Here is a 16,416-nt window from a genome sequence, read left to right on the forward strand (position 1 = left end):
CGTACATTGCCAACCTACACTCTGCAATCGAGACCATGGACAGCCTCTCCACCATCGTGTCCTTCGTGCGCGCCGCCGACCTGCAGGGTTTCGCGGCGGCCGGGCGCGCGTTGGGCATCTCGGCCTCGGCCGTGGGCAAGAACGTGGCCCGGCTGGAGCAGCAGCTCGGCGTGCGCCTGTTCCACCGCACCACGCGCCAGGTGCGGCTCACGCAGGAAGGCGAACAGTTCCATGCACGTTGCCGGCGCATCCTCGACGAGCTGGACGACGCCCAGGCCGAAGTGCAGTCGGCCGTGGCCACGCCGCGCGGTCGCCTGCGCGTGAGCCTGCCGGTGATCGGCTACCGCTTTTTGCTGCCCATGCTGCCGGCCTTCGGCGCGCGCTACCCCGAGATCGAGCTCGAACTGGACTTCAACGACCGGCTCGTCGACGTGGTCGAGGAAGGCTTCGACATCGTGGTCCGCAGCGGTGCGCTCGACGACTCGCCGCTGGTGGCGCGCCGGCTGGGGCCGTTCCGCTTCCTGCTCGTGGCCGCGCCGGCCTACCTCGCGGTCCACGGCACGCCGCAACGGCCCGCGGACCTCGCGCAGCACGCCTGCCTGCGCTACCAGTTCGCCAGCGGCGGCAGGATCGAAGACTGGAAGCTGCAAGGCCTGCCCGAGCGGCTGCCGACCGCGCTGGTCTGCAACAACATGGAGGCCATGCTGGGCGCAGCCATCGCGGCCATGGGCATCGCCTGGATGCCGGACTTCCTGGCGCACGACGCCCTCGCGCGCGGCGAACTCGTACAGGTGCTGGCCGACGCACCGCGCCAAGCGGGCCAGTTCTCGGCGCTGTGGCCTTCGAGCCGCCAGCTGTCGCCCAAGGTGCGGGCCTTCGTGGACTTTGCGGCCGAACACCTGTTCCCCGAGTAGCCGCTACACTGCGACCCCTTCATGGCCCACACCCTGCGCACCACCATCATTAACCGCCGTCCGCGGACGGTGGGTTAGCGCGCGGCTGCAAGCCAAGACGACCCGCCCCAGAAGGCGCGTCGTCACGGTCTCCTGGGGTTTTTTCCTTCAGGAGATCCCATGACCCGTCCCACCAGTGCCCCCGCCATGCTGCACCTGCTGTGCGGCAGGATCGCGGCCGGCAAGTCCACGCTCGCGCGCCGCCTGGCGGCGCAACCGGCCACCGTGCTCGTGCAGGAGGACGCCTGGCTCGCCGTGCTGTACCCGGGCGAGATCCAGGCCCTGCCCGACTACCTGCAGCGCACCGGCCGGCTCAAGGCCATGCTCGGCGAGCACGTGGTGGCGATGCTGCGCAGCGGCGTCTCGGTGGTGCTCGATTTCCCGGCCAACACGCTGGCCCAGCGCGCCTGGATGCGCGGGCTCATCGACCAGTCCGGCGCGGCGCACCGGCTGCACCTGCTGGACGTGCCCGAGGCCGTCTGCCGCGCGCGGCTGCAGGCGCGCAACGCGGCCGGCACGCACCCGTTCCAGACCGACGAAACGCAGTTCAGCCTGATCAACCGCCACTTCGATCCGCCCAGCCCGCGCGAGGGCTTCGCGCTGCAGCGCTACGGATGATCCTAGATTCAGGCAGCGGCGCGGCGCAGCGTGTCGACCACGGGCCGGCGCAACACGTCGCGCAGGCCCCACCAGCCCGCGCCGAGTGCGAGCACGGCGCCCGCCGCCGCGCCGGCCAGCGGCACCCACAGTGAGCCCGACCAGGTGAACTCGAACACGAACTTCGCCAGGGCCCAGCCCACGGCCATGGCCACCAGCGTGGCCAAGAGGCCGGCCAGCACGCCCACGCCGGCCAGCTCGGCCCGCTGCACCTGGCGCAGCAGCGCGCTGCTGGCACCCACGGCGCGCATGATCGCGAACTCGCGCGCGCGCTCCTCGCGCGTGGCCGTGATGGCGGCGAACAGCACCACCAGGCCCGCCGCCAGCGTGAAGCCGAACAGGAACTCCACCGCGCGCACCACCTGGTCCAGCACACGCTGCACCTGGGCCAGCGCGGTGCTCATGTCCACGTTGGTCACGTTGGGGAATGCGCGCACCAGGGCGTTGTCGAAGCCGGGCGTCTCGGGCGCGCGGTAGGCCGCGAGGTAGGTGATGGGCAGGTCGGGCATGGCCGCCACCGGGTACATCACGAAGAAGTTGGCGTGCAGCGAACCCCAGTCGACCTTGCGCAGCGAGGTGATGCGCGCGTCCGACGGGATGCCGCCGATGTCGAAGCGCAGCTGGTCGCCGAGCTTGAGGCCCAGCGTCTGCGCCAGCCCTTCTTCCACGCTCACGGCACCCTGCTCCTCGGGCGTCCAGCGGCCGCCGACGAGTTCGTTGTGCGGCGGCTGCTGGGCTGCATGCGAGAGGTTGAACTCGCGGTCGACCAGGCGCTGCGCGCGCTCGTCGGTGTAGTCGGCCGGATTCACGGGCTTGTCGTTCACGGCCACCAGGCGGCCACGGAACATGGGGTACCAGTCGTACTTGGCGACGCCGGCATCGTCCAGCGTCTTGCGGAAGGCGTCGCCCTGCTCGGGCAGGATGTTGATGACGAAGCGGTTGGGCGCGTCCGGCGGCGTGGCCTGGCGCCAGGCGCCGATCAGGTCGGTGCGCAGCAGCACCAGCAGCACCAGCGCCAGCAGGCCCACCGACAGCGCGCTGACCTGCACCACGGTGTAGGCCGGCCGCGCCGAGACCTGGCGCGTGGCCAGCACCAGCCAGCGCGGGGCGGTGCTCTCGTTGACGCTCCTGCGCAGCAGCCAGACCGCGACCCAGGACAGCGCGGCGAACAGCAGCACCGCGCCCGCGAAGCCGCCGACCGCGATGAGGCCCAGCTTGATGTCGCTGCTGACAGCCAGCAGCAGGCCGGCGAAGCCGGCCACGCCGAGTGCCAGCACGGCGATGGACGCGGGCTTCAACTGCCCCACATCGCGCCGGATCACGCGCAGCGGCGGCACCTTGGCCAGCTGCAGCACAGGCGGCAGACCGAACGCGAACAGCAGCGTGAGGCCGATGCCCAGGCCGTAGGCCACCGGCCACAGCGTGGCGGCCGGCAGCGTGGCCTCGACCAGCCCGGCCAGCAGCAGCACGAACAGGTAGTGCACGCCGAAACCGACGGCCACCCCCAGCGCGCTGGCGAACAGGCCGACCAGCGCGAACTCGAAGCTGTAGGACAGCGCGATCGTGCGCTGCGACAGGCCCAGCACGCGCAGCATGGCGCAGTCGTCCAGGTGCTTGGCGGCAAACGCACGCGCGGCCAGCGCCACGGCCACGGCCGAGAGCAGCGCCGACAGCAGCGCCACCAGGCTCAGGAATTTCTCGGCGCGGTCCAGCGTCTGGCGCATCTCGGGCCGGCCGCTCTCGATGGATTCGAGACGCAGGCCGCGCGCCTCGCGCGACTGGATCTGTGCATCGGCCCAGCGCGTGAAGCGCTGCACGGCGGGCTCGTCGCCGGCCACGGCGAAGCGGTAGGTGATGCGGCTGGCCGGCTGCACCAGGTGCGTGGCCGGCAGGTCAGCCGCGTTGACCATCACCCGCGGCGCGAAGCTCATGAAGCCGCCGCCGCGGTCGGGCTCGATCACGATGACGCGCGCGATGCGGAAGCTGCTGTCGCCCAGCAGCAGCGCATCGCCCATCTTCAGGTCGAGCGCGGCCAGCAGCGGCGCATCGACCCAGACCTCGCCCGGTGCCGGCACGTCGCGCGTATTGCCCCCCTCCTCGCCCGGCTGCTGCGCCACCTTGAGGCTCCCGCGCAACGGGTAGCCCGCCGGCACGGCTTTCAGCGCCACCAGCCGGCTGGCGCCGCCCTGCGCTTCGGCGGCCCGGCCCATGGTCGGAAAGCCCAGCGTGGAGACGGTCTGCAGGCCCAGTGCGCGGGCCTGCTCCTCGAACGCGGCCGGGGTCGGGTTGTCGCTGGCCACCACGGCGTCGCCACCGATCAGCTGGCGCGCGTCGCGCTGCAGGCCGCCCTGGAGCCGGTCGGCGAAGAAGCCCACGGCCGTCAGCGCGGCCACGGCCAGCGTCACCGCCACCAGCAGCAGGCGCAGCTCGCCCGAGCGCAGGTCGCGCCACAGCGTGCGCCACCCCAGGGAAAGAAAGGATTGATTCACGGCTGGCTCCGAAGCAGGGGCGGATTATCCGGGCCGGGTGATTCCGGGCCAAAAGCCTTGGCGCGGCGGGCATACTGCGCGGCTCCGACCGCTCCACCCTTTCACACCATGTGGCAACCCGCGACCCGCTACCCCGACCCCGCCGTCGTCGTCCTGGATCCCCGCTTCGCCAAGGTCCGCATCGCCTCGGCTGCGGTCGAGCGCATCGCCACCGGCATGCGCTGGGCCGAGGGCCCGGTCTGGTTCGGCGACGGCCGCTACCTGCTCTGGAGCGACGTGCCGAACGACCGCATCATGAAGTGGGACGAGACCACGGGCGCCGTGAGCGTGTTCCGCCAACCTTCGGGCAACGCCAACGGCCACACGCGCGACCGCCAGGGCCGGCTGGTCGGCTGCGAGCACCTGGGCCGGCGCATCGTGCGCACCGAGTACGACGGCAGCATCACGCCGCTGGTCGAGCGCTTCGAGGGTGCGCGGCTCAACTCGCCCAACGACGTGGTCGTCAAGTCAGACGGCAGCATCTGGTTCACCGACCCGCCCTTCGGCATCCTGGGCTGGTACGAAGGCCTGCCCGCCCAACCCGAGCGGCCCGAATGCGTCTACCGCTTCGACCCGGCCACGGGCCAGACGACGGTGGTGACCGACGCCGTGGCCCGCCCCAACGGCCTGTGCTTCTCGCCCGACGAAAAGCTGCTCTACGTGGTCGAGTCCGGCGCGGCGCCCAAGCGCATCCGCGTGTTCGACGTGGCGGCCGACGGCGCCACGCTGACGAACGACCGCGTGTTCCACACCTGCGGCGAGAACGAGTCGCCAGACGGCTTCCGCTGCGACGTGGACGGCAACCTGTGGGCCGGCTGGGGCACGGGCGAAGGCCAGGACGGCGTGCGCATCTTCGCGCCCGACGGCACCACCATCGGCCGCATCCATCTGCCCGAGCGCTGCGCCAACCTGTGCTTCGGCGGGCGGCAGCGCAACCGGCTGTTCATGGCCGCGAGCCAGTCGGTCTACGCGCTGTACGTGAACACGCAGGGGGCGCCGGGGGGCTGATGAGCCCCGCAGATCTTCCATGGTGCGGAAGATCTGCAGGGTTGGGTGCGATCACCCCTCGATCTTGAAGCCCGTTTCCTTCACCACGCGCTGCCAGCGCGCGTAATCGTCGCCGATCAGCTTGGCGAACTCGGCCGGCCCGCTGCCCACGGGCGTGTGGTCCATGGCCTTCAAGCGCTCCTGCATCTCGGGCGTGCGCACGATCTTCTGCACCTCGGCCGACAAGCGCTCGACGATGGCCCGGGGCGTGCCCTTGGGCGCGAGCAAGCCGGACCAGCTGGCGAAGTCCATGTCCTTCACACCGAGTTCGGCCAGTGTGGGCACGTCGGGCAGCGAGGCCGCCCGCTGCGGTGCCACCACGGCCAGCGCGCGCACCTTGCCGGCCTTGATCTGCGGCAGCGTGACGAAGGAGTCGAACGACACGTCGACCTCGCCCTTGATCACGGCCTGGGCCTGCATCGAGGTGCCCTTGTACTGCGCGTTGATGAGCGTGGGCGCGCCGATCACGCGTTTGAGCTGGTCGGTGGCCAGCACGATCATGCTGCTGCCCGAGGAGGCGCTGAGCGGCGGGTTGCCGGCCTTGGCCAGCGCCGCGAACTCGGCGAAGTTCTTCACCGGCAGCCCCTCGCGCGCGACGATCACGAACGGGATGGAGCTGATCAGGCTGATCGGCTCCCAGCTGTCGAGCGCGTGGAACTTGGTCTTGTAGATCACCGGCGCCAGCGCCTGGGCGCCCGCGGTGTTCATGAGCAGCGTGTAGCCGTCGGGCGCGGCGCGCGCCGCGATGTCCATGCCGATCACGCCGTTGGCGCCGCCCTTGTTGTCGACGATGAAGGGCTGGCCCAGGCTTTCCGCCAGCTTCTGCGCGATGAGCCGGGCCACGATGTCGGTGGAGCCACCGGCCGTGTAGGGCACGACCATGGTGACGGGGCGGCTCGGGTAGGGCTCGTTGGCCAGAGCAGGCGCGCCGAGGCTGGCGGCGATGCCGGCCAGGGCGGTGCGGCGGGTGATGCGGGATGCGGGCATGGCGTCTCCTGTGGAAAGTTGCCGGCGATTCTGGCCAGCCGCCGCCCGCCGGCCCACTGGGTTTCCCCCAGCCCGGTGTCGCCTAGGCGCTCACGGGGAGCAGCCCGTCGCGCAGCATGCCCACGCCCAGTTCATACACCCCGTCCCACACGATCTGCACGCCCAGGCACAGCAGGATGAACGCGGTCAGCCGCAGGAAGATCACGGTACCGGCCTCGCCGAGCGGCTTGAGCAGCTGCTGCGCGTAGCGGAACGCCAGGTACACCAGCACGCCGACGGCCAGCAGCGCCAGAACGCCGCCACCCATGCGCGCCAGCGACAGCGACAGCCGCGCATCGGCCAGCGACACGCCGACCGTGATGGCCGCTGCGATGGAACCCGGCCCGCAGCTGACCGGGAAGGTCAGCGGATAGAAGGCCTGGCGCCGCGCCATGTCGGGCGTGAAGCTCTCGGCCAGTTCGGTGCGGCTGTCCACGGTGGCATGCGTGGCCGTCAGCAGGCGCCAGGCGGTGGCCGCCACGATGAGGCCACCGCCCACGCGCACGATGGGCAGCGAGATGCCGAAGAACTCCAGCACATACGAGCCCACCAGCATCGCGCCCAGCAGCAGCCAGAACATGTTGCGTGCGATGCGGCGCGCCAGCAGCGCGCGCGTGGGCGGCGAGGCACCCTCGGTCAGGCCCAGGAAGATCGGCGCGGTGGCGGCCGGGTTCAGGATGGGCAGCAGCGCAGCGAACACGAACAGAAAGCTCTTGCCGAAGGCGCCCAGCAGCTCGAAGGTCAAGACGGTCTCCGCGGGTTCAGGGCCTGGACGCGGGCTGATCGGCCAGCTCGCGCATGCGCCGGCGCAGCGCGCGCTCGCGCCGGCGCTCTTCCTCGTAGTCCTCGCGCAGGCCGCGCCACAGGGCCACTGCCATCAGCACGATGACCACCGTGAACGGCAGCGCGAACACGATGGTGGCGGTCTGCACCGACTGCAGGCCACCGGCCAGCAACAGGCTCGCGGCGATGCCCGCCACCAGCAGGCCCCACGCGATCTTCACGCGCGCGCTGGGGTTCTCGTTGCCGCCCGTGCTCATCATGCCCAGCACCAGCACGGCGGAGTCGCCCGAGGTGACGAAGAACACCACCACCAGGATGGTGGCGATGCCCGACATCAGCACGCCCAGCGGCAGCTGGTCGAACAGCGCGAACAGCGCGGTGGACACATCGGCCTTCACCGCTTCGGCGATGGGCACGTTCTGCATGACCTCCAGGTGCAGCGCGGTGCCGCCGAACACCGAGAACCAGACGAACGCGGCCAGGGTCGGCGCGGCCACCGTGCCCAGGATGAACTCGCGCACGGTGCGCCCGCGCGACACGCGCGCGATGAACAGGCCCACGAACGGCGACCAGGACACCCACCAGGCCCAGTAGAAGATGGTCCAGCCGCCGACCCAGGTGCTGTCGCGGAACGGCGTCATGCGCAGGCTCATGCGCACCAGTTCGCTGAGGTAACTGCCCAGCGTGGTGGTCAGCGTGTCGATGATGGCGATCGTCGGCCCCAGCACGAACACCGCGAGGGCCAGCAGCGCGGCCATGACCAGGTTGAACGAGGACAGCCACTTGATGCCCTTGGTCACGCCGCTGACGGCCGAGGTGATGAACAGCACGGTGGTCACCGCGATGATGCCCAGCTGCGACACCTGGCTCACCGGCAGGCCGAGCACGGCGTTGAGCCCGCTGTTGATCTGCAGCGCGCCCATGCCGAGCGAGGCCGCCACGCCGAAGGCCGTGGCGATCACCGCCAGCACATTGACCAACGGCCCGATGCGGCGCAGCGGTGCCCAGGGCAGCGATTCCACCGCGGTGCTGACCAGCGCGGAGCCGCCGCGGCGGAACTGGAAGAACGCGATGGCCAGCGCCACCACGCTGTAGACCGCCCAGGGATGCAGGCCCCAGTGGAAGAAGCTGTAGCGCATGGCCGCGTTGGCGGCCTCGGGACTGTTCGGCGCGATGCCCGGCGGCGGAGCGCCGTAGTGCGACACCGGCTCGGCCACGCCCCAGAACACCAGGCCGATGCCCATGCCAGCGGCGAACAGCATGGCGAACCAGGCGCCGACCGAGAACTCCGGCTCATCGTCCTCGCCGCCGAGCTTGAGGTCGCCGTAGCGGCTGAAGGCCAGCACCAGCGCGACGACCACCAGGCCCAGCACCAGCCAGAGGTAGAACCAGCCGAAGTTGCGCGTGATCAGCGCGAGCGCGCCGTCGAACACGGCACCCAGGTGGGCCGGGGCGACGACGCCCCACAGGACGATGGCCAGGATGAATCCGGCCGATACGATGAGCTGCATGTGATCTTTCCTCCTCGGATGACCGGGCCGCCCGAGCATGCGCAGACCCACGGGGGCGCACGCAAGGCATCGGCAAGCGAACCGGTACGGATGGATGGATGGCGCAGGTGCCGGCCCGATGTGCCAGATGGAGTCTGCCGCGGCGAACGCGTGGCAGCTGTCAGCAAGGGCCTGGAAACCTGGGTGCCGGTACCGTGCAGCGCACTTTGTGTATACCGGCAAGTCGCCGAAGGGGCGCGTATTCTAGCCGCCCGCCTCGCGCAGCAGCTGCAGCACCAGTTCGTGCACGCCGTTCCAGACGATCTGCACGCCCAGACAGAGCAGGATGAAGGCCGACAGCCGCAGGAAGATGATCATGCCGGCCTCGCCCAGCGGCCTGAGCAGCCGGTCGGCATAACGGTAGGCCAGGTACACCAGCACGCCGATGGCCAGCAGCGCCAGCACCGCGCCACCGGTGCGGGCCAGCGCCAGCGACAGCCGCGAATCGGCCAGCGAGACCCCCACCGTGATCGCCGCCGTGATCGATCCCGGGCCCGAGGTGATCGGGAAGGTCAGCGGGTAGAAGGCCTGGCGCTTGGCCATCTCGGGCGTGTAGGCCTCGGCCAGCGCGGTGCGGTGGTCGCTGCTGGTCTGCGAGGTGTTGAGCAGGCGCCAGGCGCTGGCCGCCACCACCATGCCGCCGCCCACGCGCACGATGGGCAGCGAGATGCCGAAGAAGTCCAGCACGTACACGCCGACCAGCATGGCGCCCAGCATGAGCCAGAACACGTTGCGCGCGATGCGCCGCGCCAGCAGCGCCCGCGTGGGCGGCGCGGCCCCGTCGGTCAGGCTCAGGAACACCGGCGCCGCGGCGGCCGGGTTCAGGATGGGCAGCACGGTCACGAACGCGAACAGGAAACCCTTGCCCAGGGCCGCCAGCAGTTCCAGCGTCATGGCGTGCCGCCGTTTCGCGCCGGTGGCTTATTCGCCTTGCGAGAGCAGCGGCAGGTCGGTGTCGCTGCCCTTGCCCAGCAGGCCCACGCCCGCGTAGATGGCCAGCTTGTCGCGCGTGTCGGCGATGTCCAGGTTGCGCATGGTCAGCTGGCCGATGCGGTCGGCCGGCGTGAAGGCCGCGTCTTCCACCTTCTCCATCGACAGGCGCTCGGGCTTGTAGGTGAGGTTGGGGCTGCTGGTGTCCATCAGCGAGTAGTCGTTGCCGCGGCGCAGTTCCAGCGTCACCTCGCCGGTGATGGCGCGGGCCACCCAGCGCTGCGCCGTCTCGCGCAGCATCAGCGCCTGGCTGTCAAACCAGCGGCCCTGGTAGAGCAGGCGGCCGAGCTTGCGGCCGTTGGCGCGGTACTGCTCGATGGTGTCTTCGTTGTGGATGCCGGTGACCAGGCGCTCGTAGGCGATGTGCAGCAGCGCCATGCCCGGGGCCTCGTAGATGCCGCGGCTCTTGGCCTCGATGATGCGGTTCTCGATCTGGTCGCACATGCCGATGCCGTGGCGGCCACCGATCACGTTGGCTTCCATGAACAGCGCCAAGGGCGAGTCGAAGGTGCGGCCGTTCAGCGCGACCGGCTGGCCTTCCTCGAAGCGGATCGACACCGTCTCGGGCTTGACAACACAGTCCTCGCGCCAGAACGGCACGCCCATGATGGGCTTGACGATGTGCATGCCGGCGTTCAGGAACTCCAGGTCCTTGGCCTCGTGGGTGGCGCCCAGCAGGTTGGAGTCGGTGCTGTAGGCCTTCTCCACGCTCATCTTGTAATCGAAGCCGTTGGCGATGAGGTACTCGCTCATCTCCTTGCGGCCGCCCAGCTCGTCGATGAACTGCTGGTCCAGCCAGGGCTTGTAGATGCGCAGCTTGGGGTTGGCGAGCAGGCCGTAGCGGTAGAAGCGCTCGATGTCGTTGCCCTTGTAGGTGCTGCCGTCGCCCCAGATGTCCACGCCGTCCTCGCGCATGGCCACCACCAGCACGGTGCCGGTGACGGCCCGGCCCAGCGGTGTGGTGTTGAAGTAGGTCGCGCCGCCGGTACTGACGTGGAAGGCACCGGACTGGATCGCGGCGATGCCTTCGGACACCAGCTGCGGGCGGCAGTCGATCAAGCGGGCCTTCTCAGCGCCATAGGCCAAGGCCTTGCGCGGGATGTCGTCGTAGTCGCTCTCGTCGGGCTGGCCCAGGTTCGCGGTATAGGCGCAGGGAATGGCGCCCTTGGCGCGCATCCAGTGCACGGCGGCGCTGGTGTCCAGGCCGCCCGAGAAGGCGATGCCGACGCGCTCGCCTGCGGGCAGGCGGTTCAGGATGGTGGCGGTCATGGGAAGGAGTCCGGAAAGCAGGGAAAGGGCGCGATTTTAGGGGCGCGCGGCCACGGTTGACGATATCAACCAATCCCTGGACAATGGAGACAATGTCAACCAATAACACCGGCCCGGGCAGCTACCGGCGCGTCACGCTGACCGTCGCGGCCGTGATGTTCATGCTGATGCTGGACAGCAGCATCCTGAACACCTCGCTGCCCTCCATCGCGCGCGACCTCGGCACCCAGCCGCTGGCGCTCAGCGCCACGATCACGGCCTACCTGCTGGCCAGCGCCGTGGTGCTGCCGCTGGCCTCCTGGCTGGCCGACCGCTACGGCATGCGCCGGCTGTTCCTCGTGGCCGTGGGCGTGTTCACGCTGGCCTCGCTGCTGTGCGGGCTGGCGCAGACGTCCGGCCAGCTCATCGCGGCGCGCGCGTTGCAAGGCCTGGGCGGCGGGCTGCTGCTGCCGATCGGCCGCGCCATCGCGCTGCGTGGTTCGCGCACCGAAGACCGCATCGCCATCACCGCGCTGCTGACCTGGCCCGTGCTGTTCGCGCCCGTGCTGGGGCCGCCGCTGGGCGGCTTCATCACCACCTACTGGTCCTGGCACTGGAACTTCCTGCTCAACGTGCCGATCGGCCTGGTGGGCCTGTGGCTGGTGCGGCGCTGGGTGCCGGCCGACGCCGCGCCCACGCCGCGGCCGCTGGACCGGCCCGGCGCCGTGGGTGCGATCGGCGGGCTGTGCCTGTTGATCACGGGGCTGGAATCGGCCGCGCACGCGACCGATCCTGCGGCCTCGCGGCTGCCCGCGTTGCTGGCCACCCTGGCGGGGCTGGCGCTGCTGGCCTGGACGGCACGCCACCTGCGCCGCGCGCCGCACCCGCTCGTGAGCCTGGCGCCGTTCGGCTGGCGCAGCTTCTCCATCGCCTCGCTGGGCGGCACGCTGGCCTCGATGAGCATCCAGGCCACGCCCTTCCTGCTGCCGCTCTTGTTCCAGCTCGGCCTGGGCCACGACGCGGTGACGGCCGGCGCCATGCTGCTGCCCTACTTCCTGGGCAACCTGGCGCTCAAGTCGGTCACCACGCCCATCCTCAAGCGCTTCGGCTTTCGGCGCGTGCTGCTGGTGGCGGGCAGCCTGAGCGTGCTGGGCATCGCGGCCTTCGCGGCCGTCACGCCACAGACCGGCTGGCCCGTGCTGGCCGCGCTGCTGGTGCTGGCCGGCTGTGCGCGCTCCATGCTGCTGACGGCCAACTCCACGCTCATGATGATCGAGCTGCCCAATGCGCAGATGGGCGCGGGCTCCACGCTGTCGGCGATCGCCATGCAGGTGTCCGCGGCCATGGGCGTGGCGGTCGCGGCACTGGCGCTGGCGCTGGCGGGCCAGATGCATGCGCAGGTCGGCGGCCAGGTGCTGCTGCAGGACTTCCACCTGGCCTTCCTGGCCGTGGCCGCGGTCGGCGCGCTCGCGCTGTGGCACTACCGGCAGGTGCCCGCGGACGTGGGCGCGGGCATGCTGGCCGGCAAGGCCGCCTGAGGATTCAGCGGCCGGACAGCGCGGGGTAGGTGAAGGCCAGCGCGTGCACGGCATTGACGGCGAAGTGCACCAGCACCGCCGGGCCAAGCCGGCCTGTCACGGCATAGGCCAGCGCCGCCCCCAGGCCCGTGAGGCCCGCCAGCAGGGCCATGCGCGGCCCGCCCGCCAGGTGCGCCAGGCCGAACAGCGCGGCCGACAGCAACACGGCCAGCGCAGCGTGCCCCGCCGTCGGCCGCACCGATGGCGCAGCGAAGCGGCCCGCCAGCGCGTCCTGCACGAGCAGGCGGAACAGCGCCTCCTCGGCCACACAGGTCAGCAGCAGGTTCACGGGCAGGAACCAGGCCAGCTGCAGGTTCCACTTGAGGTCCGGCCGCACCAGGCCCAGCCACCAGCCCAGGCCCAGCACCAAACACAGCGTCGCCAGCGCGATGGCCGCCGTCGGCAGCAGCGCGCGCCGGCTATCGCCCTGGGCGGCCGGCGCCAGCAGCACCAGCAGCGCCAGCCCCACCGAGCCCTTGTCGAAGTTCAGCCGCTGCGTGAACGCCGGCGCCCCGGCCGACCAGCGCACGCCGTCCAGCAGCACGGGGTTGTGGAAGCCCGGCACGCGGTGCAAGGCCAGTGCCGCGCACAGGCCCGCCAGCGCGAGCCAGAGCAGCACGCGCAGCGCACGGTTCTGCACGTGCGCCGCCGCGGTGGCCAGCACGAACAGCCCCGCCAGCGCGGCGAGTGCCGGCGGGCGCAGCAGGCCGTGGTGCCAGGCCAGGGCCACGGCGGTGCCGTACAGCAGCGCCCAGGGCGGCACATGGCCCGGCCAGCCGCGCTGCGGCTGCGGCCACCAGGCCGCGGCGATGGCGAGCAACAGAAGAACGAAGGAGCTGTGCACGGCTATGCCGCGCGCCGACAGCGCACCATCAGGCTGCGGCCGCCCAGAGCACGCGCTCGGGGTGCGTGTAGACGCTGAGCCGGTCGCCGCGCGCGAAGCCGACCAGTGCCAGGTTCGCATCCGCGGCCAGATCGATCGCCAGGCCCGTGACGCCCGAGACCGCCGCCAGCAACGCGCTGCCCGCGCGCACCGTCTTGCCCACCATCTCGTAGCTGGCGCGGCTGGTCACGACGACGAAGCCATCCTGCGCCGACCGGTTCGCCGCCAGCAGCGCGCCGACCAGCTTGTCCAGCGCGTTGTGGCGGCCCACGTCCTCGCGCACCAGCAGCAGCCGGCCCTGGGCATCGGCGAAGCCGGCGGCATGCGTGGCGCCACTGGCATCGCGCAGCGGCTGGCGCTGGTTCAGGGCCTGCACGGCCTGCGACACGGCGGCGGCTTCGAAGCGGGCCGCGCTCTGCAGCGGCGCGGGCCGCTGCACGGCCTGCGGCAGGCTCTCGGCGCCACACAGGCCGCAACCGGTGCGGCCGGCCAGGCTGCGGCGCTTGTCCTTGAGCCGCGCGAAGCAGCCGGAGGCGATCTGCAGCTGCACCGTGAGCCCGCCGCGGCCCTCCACGAGCTCGATGTCGCGCACGTCGGCGCGGCTGTCGACGATGCCCTCGGTCAGCGAGAAGCCGAGCGCGAAGTCCTCCAGGTCCAGCGGCGTGGCCAGCATCACGGCGTGCGAGATGCCGTTGTATTCGAGCGCGACCGGCACTTCCTCGGCCACGCAATCGGTGTCGGACGCGCCCGCGCCGCGCCGTACGATCAGCTTGCGCGTGCCGGTGGGGGTGTCGGAGGAAAGATCCTGGGCTTGCATGTGGCGAGTCTCGCACCAACGGCGCGGCCCTTGTTCCGGATTGGCGACTGCACCGCCTCATCCTTGTAAATTGAGCATGATTCGATCAAAATGCAAGGATGATTGAGCGCCATCTCGCCGCCGACCTGCGCGAACGCCTCGGGTTCTACCCCGGCGTGGTGCTGCTGGGGCCGCGCCAGGTCGGCAAGACCACGCTGGCCCGCACCATTGCCGCCGAACATGCGGATACGCTGGTGCTGGACCTCGAACGCCCCAGCGACCGTGCCCAGCTGGCCGAACCCGAATTCTTCCTCGCCCAGCACCGCCGGCGGCTCGTGGTGCTGGACGAAGTGCAGATGCTGCCCGAGCTGTTCACCCAGCTGCGCCCGGAGATCGATGCCGACCGCCGTGCCGGCCGCTTCCTGTTGCTGGGCTCTGCCAGTGGCGCCCTGCTGCGCCAGCGCACCGAGTCGCTGGCCGGCCGCGTCGGCTACCTGGAACTCACGCCGCTGCTGGCCAACGAGCTGCCGGCCGACCTGGCGACGCTGCAGCAGCTGTGGCTGCGCGGTGGCTTTCCTCAGGCACAGCTGGCGCCGAGCGAGCGCCTGTCCTTTGCCTGGCGGCAGGATTTCATCCAGACCTTCCTGCAACGCGACCTGCCGCAGATGGGCGTGGGCGTGGCGGCCGACCCCTTGCACCGCTTCTGGCGCATGCTGGCCCACCTGCAAGGCCAGCTGTTCAATGCATCGCAACTCGGCATGTCCCTGGGCGGCGCCTCGCACAGCACGGCCACGCGCTACCTCGACCTGCTGGTGGACACGCTGATGGTGCGGCGGCTGGAGCCCTTCCTGCCCAACGTGGGCAAGCGCCTCGTGAAATCGCCCAAGGTCTACATCCGCGACAGCGGCCTGGTGCATGCGCTGCTGAACATCGCGAGCCTGTCCGATTTGCAGGGCCATCCCATCGTCGGGGCGTCCTGGGAGGGTTTCGTCGTCGAGCAGGTGCGTGCGCTGCTGCCGGCGGGCGCCGAGATGGGCTTTTACCGCACGGCCGCCGGCGCCGAACTCGACATCGTGGTGCAGGCCGGCACGCGGCGCCTGGGCATGGAGGTGAAGTTTTCGGCCGCACCGACCGTGACCAAAGGCTTCTGGCACGCCATCGGCGACCTGCAACCGGACAGGACCGTGGTGGTGGCGCCCGTCGCCCGCCCGTATCCGCTGCGCAACGGCGTGGACGTGGTGCCGGTGTGGGCACTGCCGGAACTGCTGGCCTGAAGCCCGTTCAGGTGTCCTTGGACACCTTGATGGTCGGGAACTTGGACGAGAAGTCCTTGTTCTTCTGCGCGATCGCCACCGCCACCTGGCGCGCCACGGCCTTGTAGATGCCGGCCAGTTCGCCATCGGGTTCGGCCACCACGGTGGGCGTGCCGCTGTCGGCCTGCTCGCGGATGGCCATGGCCAGCGGCAGCGCGCCCAGGTAGTCCATCTTGTACTCGGCCGCCATCTTCTTGCCGCCGTCGGCGCCGAAGATGTGTTCCTGGTGGCCGCAGTGGCTGCACACGTGCACGGCCATGTTCTCCACCAGGCCGAGGATGGGCACGCCCACCTTCTCGAACATCTTGACCGCCTTCTTGGCATCGATCAGCGCGATGTCCTGCGGCGTGGTGACGATCACGGCACCGGTCATGGGCACGCGCTGGCTCAGCGTGAGCTGGATGTCGCCGGTGCCGGGCGGCAGGTCGACGATGAGGTAGTCCAGCTCGGTCCAGTTGGTCTGGCGCAGCATCTGCTCCAGCGCCTGCGTGGCCATGGGGCCGCGCCAGATCATGGCCTGGTCCTGGTCGACCAGGAGGCCGATGGACATGACCTGCACGCCATGGCCGACCAGCGGGTCCATGGTCTTGCCGTCCGAACTCTCGGGCCGGCCCGACACGCCCATCATCATGGCCTGGCTGGGGCCGTAGATGTCGGCATCCAGCAGGCCCACGCGGGCGCCCTCGGCGGCCAGCGCCAGCGCCAGGTTGGCCGAGGTGGTGCTCTTGCCCACGCCGCCCTTGCCCGAGGCCACGGCCACGATGTTCTTCACGCCGGGCAGCAGCTGCACGCCGCGCTGCACGGCATGCGCGGTGATCTTGCTGGCGATGTTGACGGACACGTTCTCCACGCCCGGCACGCTGCGGGCCGCGGCCACCAGCGCGCTGCGCAGCGCGGGGATCTGGCTCTTGGCCGGGTAGCCGAGTTCCACGTCGAAGGCCACCTCGCCGCCCTGCACGCTGAGGTTGCGCAGCAGCTTGGTGGACACGAAATCCTTGCCGGTGTTGGGATCGACCACCTGCTTGAGCGCGTCGGTCAGCGCCTGTTCCGTCACTGGCATCTTGG

Annotated in this window: 14 protein-coding genes; 5 read left to right on the forward strand and 9 right to left on the reverse strand. The window is 70.6% G+C overall.

Features of this window, described 5'->3' with window-relative positions; all coding sequences use genetic code 11:
- Positions 1-35: 35 nt before the first annotated feature.
- Positions 36-914, forward strand: a complete 879-nt coding sequence (locus ACSQ4M_RS32440; protein WP_436193466.1) for a LysR family transcriptional regulator — start codon at positions 36-38, stop codon at positions 912-914.
- 159 nt (positions 915-1,073) lie between these two features.
- A complete protein-coding gene (locus ACSQ4M_RS32445; protein WP_436193467.1) occupies positions 1,074-1,571 on the forward strand; it encodes an AAA family ATPase in 498 nt (165 codons plus the stop codon).
- An 8-nt stretch (positions 1,572-1,579) separates the two neighbouring features.
- Here ACSQ4M_RS32445 and ACSQ4M_RS32450 read toward each other — a convergent pair whose 3' ends face one another.
- Positions 1,580-4,099, reverse strand: a complete 2,520-nt coding sequence (locus ACSQ4M_RS32450; RefSeq protein WP_436193468.1) for an ABC transporter permease — start codon at positions 4,097-4,099, stop codon at positions 1,580-1,582.
- A gap of 108 nt (positions 4,100-4,207) precedes the next feature.
- On the opposite strand from ACSQ4M_RS32450, the gene ACSQ4M_RS32455 reads away from it, so the two are divergent.
- Complete coding sequence (locus ACSQ4M_RS32455) at positions 4,208-5,146, forward strand: SMP-30/gluconolactonase/LRE family protein (RefSeq protein WP_436193469.1); 939 nt, start codon at positions 4,208-4,210, stop codon at positions 5,144-5,146.
- A 51-nt stretch (positions 5,147-5,197) separates the two neighbouring features.
- Here ACSQ4M_RS32455 and ACSQ4M_RS32460 read toward each other — a convergent pair whose 3' ends face one another.
- The 5 genes from ACSQ4M_RS32460 to argG all read right to left on the reverse strand — a co-directional run bounded on the left by ACSQ4M_RS32460 (position 5,198) and on the right by argG (position 10,803).
- Positions 5,198-6,172, reverse strand: coding sequence for a Bug family tripartite tricarboxylate transporter substrate binding protein (locus ACSQ4M_RS32460; RefSeq protein WP_436193470.1), 975 nt, complete (start codon positions 6,170-6,172; stop codon positions 5,198-5,200).
- 82 nt (positions 6,173-6,254) lie between these two features.
- Complete coding sequence (locus ACSQ4M_RS32465) at positions 6,255-6,956, reverse strand: MarC family protein (protein WP_056668920.1); 702 nt, start codon at positions 6,954-6,956, stop codon at positions 6,255-6,257.
- Positions 6,957-6,972: 16 nt separating this feature from the next.
- Positions 6,973-8,505: a BCCT family transporter gene (locus tag ACSQ4M_RS32470; RefSeq protein WP_436193471.1), complete on the reverse strand. Its 1,533-nt coding sequence runs from the start codon at positions 8,503-8,505 to the stop codon at positions 6,973-6,975.
- A 243-nt stretch (positions 8,506-8,748) separates the two neighbouring features.
- Positions 8,749-9,438 carry a MarC family protein gene (locus ACSQ4M_RS32475; RefSeq protein WP_436193472.1) on the reverse strand — a complete coding sequence of 230 codons (690 nt, stop codon included), beginning with the start codon at positions 9,436-9,438 and terminating at the stop codon, positions 8,749-8,751.
- 27 nt (positions 9,439-9,465) lie between these two features.
- Positions 9,466-10,803 carry an argininosuccinate synthase gene (argG, locus tag ACSQ4M_RS32480; RefSeq protein WP_436193473.1) on the reverse strand — a complete coding sequence of 446 codons (1,338 nt, stop codon included), beginning with the start codon at positions 10,801-10,803 and terminating at the stop codon, positions 9,466-9,468.
- Positions 10,804-10,895: 92 nt separating this feature from the next.
- Here argG and ACSQ4M_RS32485 point away from each other — a divergent pair, with 92 nt between their 5' ends.
- Positions 10,896-12,320: a DHA2 family efflux MFS transporter permease subunit gene (locus ACSQ4M_RS32485; protein WP_436193474.1), complete on the forward strand. Its 1,425-nt coding sequence runs from the start codon at positions 10,896-10,898 to the stop codon at positions 12,318-12,320.
- 4 nt (positions 12,321-12,324) lie between these two features.
- Here ACSQ4M_RS32485 and ACSQ4M_RS32490 read toward each other — a convergent pair whose 3' ends face one another.
- Entirely contained in the window at positions 12,325-13,179 is an 855-nt protein-coding gene (locus ACSQ4M_RS32490) for a CPBP family intramembrane glutamic endopeptidase (RefSeq protein ID WP_436193475.1), read from the reverse strand.
- 52 nt (positions 13,180-13,231) lie between these two features.
- The gene (gene fdhD, locus ACSQ4M_RS32495; protein ID WP_436193476.1) at positions 13,232-14,059 is read right to left on the reverse strand and encodes a formate dehydrogenase accessory sulfurtransferase FdhD; all 828 of its coding nucleotides are present in this window, start codon (positions 14,057-14,059) and stop codon (positions 13,232-13,234) included.
- Between the two features lie 98 nt (positions 14,060-14,157).
- Between fdhD and ACSQ4M_RS32500 the strand changes: the two genes are divergently transcribed.
- On the forward strand, positions 14,158-15,312 hold the full coding sequence (locus ACSQ4M_RS32500) for an ATP-binding protein (RefSeq protein ID WP_436193477.1): 1,155 nt from the start codon (positions 14,158-14,160) through the stop codon (positions 15,310-15,312).
- A gap of 7 nt (positions 15,313-15,319) precedes the next feature.
- Here the strand turns inward: ACSQ4M_RS32500 and apbC are convergent, their stop codons facing one another.
- Complete coding sequence (apbC, locus tag ACSQ4M_RS32505; RefSeq protein WP_436193478.1) at positions 15,320-16,411, reverse strand: iron-sulfur cluster carrier protein ApbC; 1,092 nt, start codon at positions 16,409-16,411, stop codon at positions 15,320-15,322.
- Positions 16,412-16,416 lie beyond the last annotated feature (5 nt).

This window comes from Pseudorhodoferax sp. LjRoot39 (assembly GCF_964253035.1).
Classification (GTDB): Bacteria; Pseudomonadota; Gammaproteobacteria; order Burkholderiales; family Burkholderiaceae_C; genus Pseudorhodoferax.